Genomic DNA, 11,957 nt, shown 5'->3' with positions numbered 1-11,957 from the left:
ATTCCTTCTGCTATAAATAATTTATGGAGTATTATTGAAATTGCTCAAATATACCATGCAACCCAATAAACTTTATTTTTAGCTCAGGATCATGCCTTAGAACAGTCTCCAGTGAGTTTCTCTCATAAATTATTGGCTGCGCTTGTATTGAGCCGTTCCATGATGGCAAAAGCAATAAAGCAGATGTATCCAAATCAATACCCCACCAATCGTTAACGTAGCAATTTAAAAAATCCACAAGAGCCTTGATCGCAATAAAAGCATCTTTTTCAGTATATGTTTCAGGATCAAGTGATATACCTGATATATTACTTTTAACTTGTTCGGAGTGACTATTAGACTGGTGTTGATAAGCGATTTTTCCTTCACCCGGTTTAGTTTCTATTGTATCAGTGAAAATTTTAATCTTGGGATGTACCAATGCATTTCGTTGTGCTATTAATTCTTTTATTATTTGTGTTTGAGTGGTTCCACGAGGTAAAGATATGTCTTTATGCCATTGAAGAGTATAGTCAAATTTATCAAGTGAAGAGAACCTGTCAATTTGATCTTTTAACTTTTGCGATATTTCTATAGAAGATAAAAATGAGTTAGCTGCAGCCTCAATAGCGTAGTTAATTGAAAGTATACTTGATTTTGCAAGTGTTTTTTTGATGTGTGTTTTTTGTGTTGCAACTGATAATTCATAAAGAGTTATTGCATCAGAAAAAAGCTCAAAAAAGCTGTTCTTGGTTATTTCTACTTTTCTTTTCACACGCCGCCTCCTACTTAAAAAATAAAATCATATAGACACAATACAATTTTCTATAATCTTTACATTCTACTATTTATTGATATCAATGGCTATAGAGAATTGGAACTGGGATTTCTCTAACCAGCTTAGATTGCCTCTTTAAATACACTTAACCTTGAAAATCAATAAGTTATAAATCACATTTATAAGAGACATGTACTCGTCTAAAATGCCGCAACCGGTTTATTATACCTAAAAAATGAATGCTGTGCATTATTAAATATTATATGAGACAATTAGTTGCATATAAAATCAAACACATATCCAAAGGGATGGCACTTCAAGGTTTGCAGCATCATTAAACGTGAACCTATTAATTCCACCTCAAATTAACTAATAAATAAGATATGATTTACGTCTCTTCTGTAATTTATAAACATTATATTTAATAGTTAAAGAAATTAATAATAAACTTGAGTGTGATTCATAAAAATAATTATTATTTTCAGCCCCTCCATTATGGAGGAGCAATAATTGTAGAATTTGCCTGTATTCCTAACGATCCAGTTAAGTTTAGAGAAATCTAATTATGAAGCACTCCTGAGAGCAACCCTTCCAACTTTATCAATATAATCCGCATACCACTGCATCATCTCCCTCCTGCCCTCCAAATACAACGCATGATTGTACGTTCCGCGAATCGCATTCTTATCGACATGCGCAAGCTGAGTTTCAATCCACGCCGTATTGAACCCTTCTTCATGCAAAATCGTACTCATCGTGTGCCGAAAACCATGTCCAGTAACCTTTCCCGTATACCCAATCCGTTTGAATACCTGATTAATACTCGCTTCACTCATCGTCTTGCGGGGATCATTCCTCCCAGGAAACACCAGATGATATTGCCCAGACATCACTTTGAGCTGCTGTACGATCTCTAGTGCTTGGGTAGAGAGGGGGACAAGGTGAGGCCGTTTCATCTTCATACGCTCTGCAGGTATTTCCCACACCGCTTTTTCAAGATCAAACTCACTCCAGAAAGCACCTCGAAGCTCGCCGGTGCGAACTCCCGTAAGGATCAGCAGCCGAGCGGCAAGCACAACCAGCGGGCTTCCTGTATAGCCTGAGAGAGCTTCGAAGAAATCAGGTAACTCCTCAACGGTAAGGAAGGGGTAATGTTTCGATTCATGCCCTGACATCGCACTGGTTAGATCTGCAGCAGGATTGTATTCCGCGCGTCCGGTAACGATGGCATAACGAAAAACTTCACTGCAGCGCTGGCGAACCTTCTTAGCCTTCTCTGTCGCACCACGGCTTTCCATTCTACGCAGCACATTCAGCAGAACCAGCGGTTTGATTTCATTCACCGGCTGCTGGCCGATATAGGGGAAAATATCTTTATTGAAAGCTTCGATAATGTCGGAGGCATAACCTTCTGACCATCGACTCACCTTCGTTCCGTGCCATTCAAGCGCCACTGCCTGAAACGTATTATTGAGCTGCACATCCCGAACCAGCTTTTCTTCTTTCTTGGCAAACGATGGATCGATACCCTCGGCCAGCTTTTTCTTGGCTTCATCGCGTAGTGCCCTCGCTTGTGCAAGAGACACTGCCGGATAGACCCCAAAAGCCATACGCTTCTCTTTTCCATTGAAGCGATACTTCATCCGCCAGTACCGAGAGCCAGAGGGAACGACTTCAAGATACAAACCAGCACCATCTGCCAGCTTGTAGGCTTTCTCTCTGGGTTTAGCTGCATCTACCTGTCGCGCATTTAGCTTCATTGGGGGCATCTCCCTGGACCGAACACAGAATGCCCCCACTTATGCCCCCAACTGTGACTTGATTCCAGTTGAGTACAGTTGATAACAGGAGATAAGATACGGGCCAGAAACCGCAGTATACGGGTTTTAAGTTGATTTCGGTAGACTTGGGAAGAGTTTGAAATGGTGCCGATAATAGGAGTCGAACCTACGACCTTCGCATTACGAATGCGCTGCTCTACCAACTGAGCTATATCGGCGTTTAGGAGAGAAACTACGGGGCGATACGTTAAGAAAAACTCGGCCGGGAGTCAATAGCTGTCCGCTCGGATGCTGATTTTCTCGCCAGCCGTCAATATGTTAGCCGCGAATGGTGTCGTCGCCGTATGCAATCCATTTATAGGTGGTCAACGCTTCCAGCCCCATCGGTCCACGCGCATGCAGTTTCTGAGTGCTAACCGCGACTTCAGCGCCCAGACCAAACTGCCCGCCATCGGTAAAGCGCGTGCTGGCATTCACATACACCGCCGATGAGTCCACCTCATTCACAAACCGGTTCGCATTACGAATACTGCGCGTCAGTATCGCGTCGGAATGCTGCGTACCGTATTCACGGATATGCGCAATCCCTTCATCCAGCCCATCCACCAGCTTCAGGTTCAGATCCAGCGACAACCACTCGTCGCGGTACTGCGCTTCGGTGACTTCGCTGACTTCCGCCGGGCCATTTTGCAACAGCGACAATGCGCGCGGGTCGGCATGCAGTTTCACGCCCTCTTCCGCCATACGCTGGCTCAGCACAGGCAAAAAGCGCTCGGCGATGGCGTGATGAACTAAAAGCGTTTCCAGTGAATTACAGGCGCTGGGGCGCTGTTTCTTGGCGTTAACAATCACGTTTAACGCCGCGTCGAACTCTATCGATTCATCGACATAAATATGGCATACGCCAATTCCGCCGGTAATCACCGGAATGGTGGATTGCTCGCGGCACAGTTTATGCAACCCAGCGCCGCCGCGCGGGATCAGCATATCGACATAGCGATCCAGACGCAGGAGTTGATTCACCAGTTCACGATCCGGGCTTTCGATCGCCTGCACCGCACCGGCGGGCAGACCGTGCTGTTGCAACGCCGCCTGAATCACGCGTACCGTGGCGCTGTTAGTACGGTAAGTCTCTTTTCCACCGCGCAAAATGGTGGCATTACCGGTTTTCAGGCATAGCGAAGCAACATCTACCGTCACGTTAGGACGGGCTTCATAGATCACGCCAACCACGCCAAGCGGTACGCGACGGCGTTCAATACGTAAGCCGCTATCAAGCTGACCGCCATCGATCAGTTGCCCAACCGGATCGGCCAGACGGCAGACTTGGCGCACGTCATCGGCAATGCCTTTTAGCCGTGCCGGGTTTAACGCCAGCCGATCCAGCAACGCTTCGCTCATGCCGTTTTGGCGCGCATCGGCCAAATCCAGCTCATTTGCCGCGAGGATCTCCGCGCTCTGCGCTTCCAGCCGCTCGGCAATGGTCAGAAGCACTTGGTTCTTTTGCTCGCTCGACAATACCGAAAGTTGATATGACGCCGCTTTCGCCGCTTTACCCATTTCCTCAAGCATGGAAAACCCCTTAACTAACAATCATATCGTCGCGGTGCACGGCAACCGGACCATATTCATACCCTAAAATATCGCTGATTTGCTGGCTATGATGGCCGGCAATCAAACGTATGGCATCGCTGTTATAACGTGATACGCCATGCGCAATGTCACGCCCTTGCAGGCTACGAATGCGGATAACTTCGCCCCGGGAAAAATTACCGCTAATCGCGCGGATGCCTTTTGGCAATAGTGAACTACCGCGCTCCAGAATGGCGGCCAGTGCGCCATCGTCAACGGTAATCTCACCGGCAGGCGGCGCGCCGAAAATCCAGCGCTTACGGTTTTCCAGCGGGGTTTGTAGCGCATGGAAACGTGTTCCAACCGGTTGACCGCTAATGACATCGCCAATCACACCTGGCCGTCCGCCAGCAGCAATAATCACATCAATCCCGGCACGGCAGGCAACATCGGCGGCCTGCAACTTGGTCGCCATCCCGCCGGTTCCCAGGCCAGAGACGCTATCACCGGCGATGGTACGTAACGCATCATCAATCCCATGAACATCGCTAATTAATTCAGCTTGCGGATTATTACGCGGATCGGCGGTAAATAGCCCTGGTTGATCGGTTAACAGCAACAGCTTATCCGCACCGGCCAAAATCGCCGCCAGCGCCGAAAGATTATCGTTATCGCCCACTTTTATTTCTGCGGTGGCAACCGCATCGTTCTCATTGATGACCGGCACAATATTATTGTCCAACAACGCACGCAGCATATCACGCGCGTTCAGGAAACGTTCACGTTCTTCCAGATCGGCGCGGGTCAACAGCATCTGCCCAATATGAATGCCATAAATAGAGAACAGTTGTTCCCAAAGCTGGATCAAACGGCTTTGCCCTACCGCTGCCAACAACTGTTTAGAAGCGATGGTCGGCGGCAGTTCGGGATACCCCAAATGTTCACGTCCGGCGGCTATCGCGCCAGAGGTGACGATAACAATTCGATGTCCCGCCGCGTGCTGCTGCGCGCATTGGCGAACCAATTCAACAATATGTGCCCGATTTAACCGACGCGATCCGCCGGTCAGGACACTGGTCCCCAGTTTGACTACCAGGGTCTGGCTGCCGCTCATTATTTCCTGCCGTTGCTAAAAAAAGTGTGCAAGCAGACGTTTTATCAGGTGTCAGGCGCGATGCCAACAGCCAGCGCGGGAAAAGCGCGAAAATTACCTGCGCTTGCGGGCTGACAATAAAAATGGCCTTCATCGGAAACACGAAAAAACGTCATAAATCTTTCATCTCAAACGGTTAAAACGTTCGTGCAATTAAAACAGCCTTCGTGGCAATACTGACGTTTACTCCGGGATGATTAGCAAATGAAGAAGAGCGCTCTGGCACTTTTAACCGCGTCACTGGCCCTGTCGGCTACGGCACACGCAGCAGAAGTTTATAATAAAGACGGCAATAAACTGGATCTCTATGGCCGGGTTAAAGCCCAACACTACATTAGTGATAATGATGGGGTGGACGGCGACCAGTCTTATATCCGTTTCGGCTTTAAAGGCCAAACGCAAATTAACGACATGATTACCGGCTATGGACAGTGGGAATATCAGGTAGCGGTAAACCACGCGGAAAGCGAGGGTACCGCTGGCACCAAAACGCGTTTAGGTTTTGCCGGTTTAAAATTTAGTGACTATGGCTCTATCGATTATGGTCGCAACTACGGCGTGTTGTATGACGTCGAGGCGCTGACCGACGTGTTCCCGGAATTTGGTGGCGATGGTACCGCGCGTGCCGATAACTTTATGACGCAACGCAGCACCGGCGTCGCCACTTATCGTAACAATAACTTCTTTGGCCTGGTCGATGGCCTGAAGTTCTCGCTTCAATATCAGGGGAAAAACGACACCGACAGCGGTAACAGCCGTCCGGATGTGTTAAGGCAGAATGGTGACGGCTACGGCGGATCGCTGGGTTATGATTTCGGTGACTCTGGCGTCAGCATTATCGGTGCCTATACCAGTTCCGATCGTACCGACAGCCAGCAACTGTCCGCCTATGGTCATGGCGATAAGGCCGATTCGTGGGGTGGCGGTCTGAAATATGACGCTAACAACATTTATCTGGCGGCTATTTATACCGAAACACACAACATGACGCCCATCAGCGGCACATCGCGGCTGACTGGCGCCTCAGTGAATGGTGCGGCAAACAAGGCGCAAAACATCGAACTGGTCGCGCAATATCAGTTTGACTGGGGTCTGCGCCCTTCTCTGGGCTACGTGCAAACCAAAGGCAAAGATATTGAAAACGGTATTGGCGACGTGGATTTAGTGAAATATATCGACGTGGCGGCGACGTATTACTTCAACAAGAATATGTCGACCTATGTGGATTATAAAATTAACCGCCTGAGCGACGATAATAAACTGTCATTGAATGACGATGATGTCGTGGCGCTGGGTCTGGTGTATCAGTTCTGATGTAACACGTTCTGGAGTGAGCGGGGGCAAAAGTGATTTCGCCTCCGCTACTCATGACTTAAGCGGTAAGTTTTACCGGCTCATCGGCGAAATGCTCCGCCGGTTCCAGTTTCAGGCTCATCTCAGCCAACAGCGCTTTTAAACGCTCGTGGAATTTACGCAAGGTCTCTTCCAGCTTCTCATTATTCTCTTTACCTTTGATTGCCGAAGCACTCCAGTTGCCTTCTTTATCGTACAAACCGAAATAATATTCATAAGTAAAGCGATCGGCGTGGGCCTCAAGCTCCATCCACCAGCCCCAAAATTCACGGCTCTCAGGCGCAGGTTTTACATTGACGCAAACGGCCAGGCAATCGAAGAAGAAGCGATTATTTTCGCACTTATTCTCGCGTATATAGGGCCCCAAAGCAGTGAAGCGTTTCATGAGTCGGCTCTTGGGATGTCCACTGGGTAACGTCATAGCTTAACCTCCTTTAATGGGCCTTTATTGTTAGCAAAAGGTTGAATAATAGCAACTCATCTCTGTAGCCGCTTTGCTAACCAGTCACAAATTTGGTGTAGCGCCTGGTCAAAGTTTTTCATCACTGGCGAAAACGTAATCGGCAGCAGTTGCCCTTGCGCCGAGGAGTTAACAATTAGTCGTGACTCTTCTTCCGGGCTGAAGGGGTCATCACGCCAAAACCCGGCCAGCATCGGTGTCGGAGTCCGTCGACCCAATAATCCCTGGGTTTTAAGCGAATAACGATTCAGTTCGATGCGTAGCGCGCTATCGCTGGCCGTTGCCATACCAAGGCGGCTCGCCAGCACATCCATATACATCGCCGGTACCTTCTCCTGGCGCTGTGGATCGCTTAACAAACCATGCACCACCGGCCCAAGGCACGCAACGCCGCGCAGTTTAGCGGCTTCCAGCCAAGCTAAACGCACCGCGACATTGGCCCCGAAACGATAGCCAAAGGCCGCGACACGGGTATGATCAACCCACGGGACGGAAGACAACCCGCGTAACACTTGCTGATGTAAAAAGCTGGTGTCCTGGGTCAGCTTCCATTTTGCCGAGAAGCCGACCGATGGCATATCAATGGTTAGCATGGCGATGCCGCGCGGCGCGAGGTAATCATGAAACAGGCGATAATAGTCGGTTTGCAGGGCATCCAGACCGCCGCACATCAACACCGTCGGATACGGCGCTTCAACACCCGGCGGCATATGTAAAAACCCGATAATCGGGCTTCCGCCTTCTACCGGAAAGGTTAACTCTTTTAGCTCACCGCTCAAACGGCGTGCCGCCTCTTCATAGGCGCGGTTCGCCAGCGTTTGTGCCTGCTCAGCCAGTTCATCGCCTTTAATATGAGGATACGCCGCCAGGCTATACAGGTTGCTGGCGCGTAACCAGTGCTCGCCGGAACGCGCATCATCGGTGGCATCTACTGCCGCCTGCTGCCACACAGATGCCTGTTTCGACCACTCGTAGATCCAGTTACCGCCCCGATAGCCAATCACCGTATCAAGTAAGGCATCGTTGGTATGCTCCGCCCGGCTGACGGCGATACGCGCCAATACTTCGCTAATCTCCTGTGGCGACAGCCCGCGCCATGTCCACATCAGGCGGTTAAGCATCCGATACCAGCCGGTATGGTTTTCGCCATCCAATGTTGATTGTACCGCCACAGTCGGCGAGGGGCGGCGGCGTACCAGCGTGGAGGTTTCCGGGTGCTTAAAGCGAGGTTTGAACAGCTCCTCACTGAGATTTTTCGCGTTCACGATTGGCGGACTCCCACAGCGTTAACATGACGAAAAACCAGTTTAGCCTGGTGGATACAGCCAGGCGAGATGTAGAAACAACAACGCCCGGCAGAACCGGGCGTTGCAATGACCATAATCAATCAGCTTTTAACAATTGGCGGAATATAGACCACGCCCATGTCCCACGGCTGCTCAATCCAGGTATTTTGGGGGATATCAACCACATAATCGTCTACCAACGGGCGGCCTGCCGGCTTAGCGAAAATGGTAACAAAGTGTGCTTTCGGGTACATATCACGAATCGCCTGCGCGGTGCCGCCCGTATCCACTAAATCATCAATTACGATAAACCCTTCGCCATCACCTTCCGCACGCTTCAGCACTTTCATTTCGCGCTGATGATCGTGGTCGTAGCTGGAGATACACACGGTATCGACATGACGCAGCCCCAATTCACGCGCCAGTAACGAGGCAGGAACCAACCCGCCGCGGCTCACCGCGATAATGCCTTTCCACTGTTCAACAGGGAGCAGGCGTTGAGCCAGTTTACGGGCATGGATCTGCAACATGTCCCAAGTGACGACGTATTTTTCGCTCATAAAAAGAATCCCGGCCAGCAAACGTGGCTTAAAAATGTGCAATGGGAAAAAGGTTGCGCGAGATTATAAGGATATGGCGCGTTAAAAACCAGCATCGGCGCGTTTGGTTGCAGGATTTTAGCGCAGTCGATGACGCACCAGGCCAGAAAGAGTGATATTCTCAGGCAATCACGTCAGAGTTACTGACGGCGATCTTTACTTAACATTTTGCGACGAAGCGCTAACCCCGTTTCGCTGACACAGGAGACTTGTCGTGTCTGAATTGTCTCAATTATCGCCACAGCCGCTGTGGGATATTTTTGCCAAAATCTGCTCTATTCCGCACCCTTCTTATCACGAAGAAGCGCTGGCTGAACATATCCTGTCCTGGGCGAAGGAAAAAGGCTTCTGGTGCGAACGCGATCAGGTCGGCAACATTCTGATCCGCAAACCGGCGACGCCGGGTTTTGAAAATCGTCAGCCGGTCGCGCTGCAAGCGCACCTTGATATGGTGCCGCAGAAAAATAATGACACGGTTCATGATTTCACTACCGATCCTATTCAACCTTGGGTTGATGGCGAGTGGGTCAAAGCACGCGGCACAACGCTGGGTGCGGATAACGGTATCGGCATGGCTTCGGCCTTAGCGGTACTGGCCGATGACAAGGTTGAACATGGCCCGTTAGAAGTATTGCTGACCATGACGGAAGAAGCCGGTATGGATGGCGCGTTTGGTTTGCAGCCAAACTGGCTACAGGCAGAAATCCTGATTAATACCGATTCTGAAGAAGAAGGCGAAATCTACATGGGTTGCGCCGGCGGTATTGATTTCATCACTACCCTGCCACTTACGCGTGAAGCGGTACCGGCGGGGTTTGAAACGCTGAAACTGACGATTAAAGGTTTGAAAGGCGGCCACTCCGGCGCGGATATTCATCTCGGCCTCGGGAATGCCAACAAGTTGCTGGCGCGCTTCCTTGCCGCGCACGGCCACGCATTAGATTTGCGTTTGATTGATTTCACCGGCGGCACGCTACGTAACGCCATTCCGCGCGAAGCTTTCGCCACTATCGCGGTGGCTGGCGATAAAATCGATGCCTTAAAAGCGGCAGCGACGGGTTACCTGGCGATCTTGCAAAATGAGTTAGGGGCGAAAGAAAAAAATATTACCGTCCTGACTGAGCCGGTTACCCACAGCGCACAGGCGCTCACCGCCGATAGCCGTGACCGTTTCGCCGCGCTACTCAATAGCACGCCTAACGGCGTTATCCGTAACTCCGACGTGATGGCCGGCGTGGTTGAAACCTCATTAAACGTTGGCGTGGTATCGATTAGCGATAATCAGGCGGAGATCATCTGCCTGATCCGTTCGTTGATTGATAGCGGTAAAGATTATGTAGTTGAGATGCTGACCTCGCTGGGCCAACTGGCTGGCGCTAAAACCGCGCCAAAAGGTGGCTATCCTGGCTGGCAGCCCGATGCCAACTCACCGGTTATGGCGCTGGTGCGTGAGACCTATCTGACCCTGTTTGGTAAGACGCCGAACATTCAGGTGATCCACGCCGGGCTAGAGTGCGGCCTGTTTAAAAAACCGTACCCGGAGATGGATATGGTTTCTATCGGCCCAACCATTACCGGCCCGCACTCGCCGGATGAGCAGGTACATATAGAAAGCGTGGGATTATATTGGACGCTGTTGACCGAGTTGCTGAAGGTGATTCCGGTTAAATAAAGTCTCAATCCGTGGCGGCCGGGCATGTCTGGCCGCTTCTCACAACCCCAGCAGCAACTGCCGCTCAAGCTGTGGGTTCAACAACGTGACATGCAACCCGACCAGCCGCACGCCACGGCCGCCTCGCCGTTGATCCCAGGTTTTCTGCGCCACCGCCACCAGATCCGCCTTATTTAACATCGGCCAGACATGCTCTTGGGTCGTAAGCTGGAAATCATTAAATTTCAACTTCACGCCCTGCCGCGCAATATGCCGATCCGGCTTAATTTTGGTTAGCCGCCGCTCCAGTTCATCGTACAGCACATCAATAATTTCCAGGCACTGTTGCCAACTGTGAATGTCTTCCGACAGAGTACGCTCGACGCCCAACGACTTGCGCTGCCGCTCAGTAATGACTTCGCGCTCATCAATCCCGTTACAACGCTCCCACAGCACCCGACCAAATTTACCAAAGCGCTTTAACAAGGCGGCAAGATCGGCTTTTTGTACATCGCCACAGGTTATGAGACCCAGTTCTTCCAACTTCTTTGCGGTTACCTTTCCAACGCCGGGGATTTTTGCCAGCGGCAAGGTAAGCAAAAACTGCGGCATCTCCTGCGGCGTAATGACAAATTGGCCGTTGGGTTTATTCAGGTCCGACGCGATTTTCGCTAAAAACTTCACCGGCGCCACCCCGGCCGAAGCGGTCAAATTTAATTCACGCGCAATGGTTTCCCGAATCTCGCGCGCAATTAATGTAGCTGACCCATAACAGTGCGGGCTTTCACTGACATCAAGATACGCTTCATCCAGCGAAAGAGGCTCAATCAAGGAGGTATAGCGGGAAAAAATTTCACGAATTTGGACCGAGGCTTCTTTATAAGCGTCAAAACGCCCTGGCAACAGTTTCAAATGCGGGCACAGTTTTAGCGCCATGGCGGTTGACATGGCGCTATGAACGCCATATTTGCGCGCCGGATAATTGGCGGTACTGATCACGCCACGCTGCGTGCGGCTGCCGCCGATCGCCATCGGAATAGCGCACAAGCTGGGATCATCCCGCATTTCAACCGCGGCGAAAAAGCAGTCCATATCAACATGAATGATTTTGCGCATATCCCCTCCACAATAACTGTATAAGTATACAGCACCAACCGGAGAGTTCAATCGATCCCGCGCGCGCAAAACGCGACGTTAGGCCGGTTCCCGGCTTTTCATTAACGAATACGCCTAAATTACCGCTTTGGATCTTGATAAAAAAATAGACAATGTTAATGTGGCGCAGCGATAGCGGATTTTTCCGATAATGCATGTTACAGACGCCACTCGGCGTTGCAGGTCAACC

Annotated in this window: 10 protein-coding genes and 1 tRNA gene; 2 read left to right on the top strand and 9 right to left on the bottom strand. The window is 50.3% G+C overall.

The features are described 5' to 3' along the window. Nucleotides 1-31 precede the first annotated feature (31 nt). The 5 genes from PMPD1_RS05190 to proB form a co-directional block, all read right to left on the bottom strand. Nucleotides 32-754: a hypothetical protein gene (locus tag PMPD1_RS05190; protein WP_173633035.1), complete on the bottom strand. Its 723-nt coding sequence runs from the start codon at nucleotides 752-754 to the stop codon at nucleotides 32-34. Between the two features lie 566 nt (nucleotides 755-1,320). Beyond that, nucleotides 1,321-2,517 (bottom strand): tyrosine-type recombinase/integrase, encoded by a 1,197-nt coding sequence (locus tag PMPD1_RS05185; protein ID WP_173633034.1) that lies wholly within the window; start codon nucleotides 2,515-2,517, stop codon nucleotides 1,321-1,323. Between the two features lie 163 nt (nucleotides 2,518-2,680). Beyond that, nucleotides 2,681-2,756: transfer RNA gene (locus tag PMPD1_RS05180), tRNA-Thr, on the bottom strand. A gap of 100 nt (nucleotides 2,757-2,856) precedes the next feature. After that, nucleotides 2,857-4,110 (bottom strand): glutamate-5-semialdehyde dehydrogenase, encoded by a 1,254-nt coding sequence (gene proA, locus PMPD1_RS05175; protein ID WP_173633033.1) that lies wholly within the window; start codon nucleotides 4,108-4,110, stop codon nucleotides 2,857-2,859. 10 nt (nucleotides 4,111-4,120) lie between these two features. Further along, nucleotides 4,121-5,224 carry a glutamate 5-kinase gene (proB, locus tag PMPD1_RS05170; RefSeq protein WP_173633032.1) on the bottom strand — a complete coding sequence of 368 codons (1,104 nt, stop codon included), beginning with the start codon at nucleotides 5,222-5,224 and terminating at the stop codon, nucleotides 4,121-4,123. A 243-nt stretch (nucleotides 5,225-5,467) separates the two neighbouring features. On the opposite strand from proB, the gene ompC reads away from it, so the two are divergent. Beyond that, complete coding sequence (ompC, locus tag PMPD1_RS05165; RefSeq protein ID WP_173633031.1) at nucleotides 5,468-6,577, top strand: porin OmpC; 1,110 nt, start codon at nucleotides 5,468-5,470, stop codon at nucleotides 6,575-6,577. 58 nt (nucleotides 6,578-6,635) lie between these two features. On the opposite strand, the gene crl is transcribed toward ompC, so the two are convergent. The 3 genes from crl to gpt form a co-directional block, all read right to left on the bottom strand. Beyond that, a complete protein-coding gene (crl, locus tag PMPD1_RS05160; protein WP_173633030.1) occupies nucleotides 6,636-7,037 on the bottom strand; it encodes a sigma factor-binding protein Crl in 402 nt (133 codons plus the stop codon). Between the two features lie 56 nt (nucleotides 7,038-7,093). Continuing rightward, nucleotides 7,094-8,341, bottom strand: a complete 1,248-nt coding sequence (frsA, locus tag PMPD1_RS05155) for an esterase FrsA (protein WP_173633029.1) — start codon at nucleotides 8,339-8,341, stop codon at nucleotides 7,094-7,096. 122 nt (nucleotides 8,342-8,463) lie between these two features. Beyond that, nucleotides 8,464-8,922, bottom strand: coding sequence for a xanthine phosphoribosyltransferase (gene gpt / locus PMPD1_RS05150; protein ID WP_173633028.1), 459 nt, complete (start codon nucleotides 8,920-8,922; stop codon nucleotides 8,464-8,466). Nucleotides 8,923-9,175: 253 nt separating this feature from the next. On the opposite strand from gpt, the gene pepD reads away from it, so the two are divergent. Next, on the top strand, nucleotides 9,176-10,633 hold the full coding sequence (pepD, locus tag PMPD1_RS05145; protein ID WP_173633027.1) for a beta-Ala-His dipeptidase: 1,458 nt from the start codon (nucleotides 9,176-9,178) through the stop codon (nucleotides 10,631-10,633). A gap of 39 nt (nucleotides 10,634-10,672) precedes the next feature. On the opposite strand, the gene dinB is transcribed toward pepD, so the two are convergent. After that, entirely contained in the window at nucleotides 10,673-11,728 is a 1,056-nt protein-coding gene (dinB, locus tag PMPD1_RS05140) for a DNA polymerase IV (RefSeq protein ID WP_173633026.1), read from the bottom strand. Nucleotides 11,729-11,957: the final 229 nt, after the last annotated feature.

The organism is Paramixta manurensis (genome assembly GCF_013285385.1).
GTDB lineage: Bacteria > Pseudomonadota > Gammaproteobacteria > Enterobacterales > Enterobacteriaceae > Paramixta > Paramixta manurensis.
Note: the sequence above shows the minus strand (reverse complement) of the source record. Positions and strands in the feature narration are given on the sequence as shown.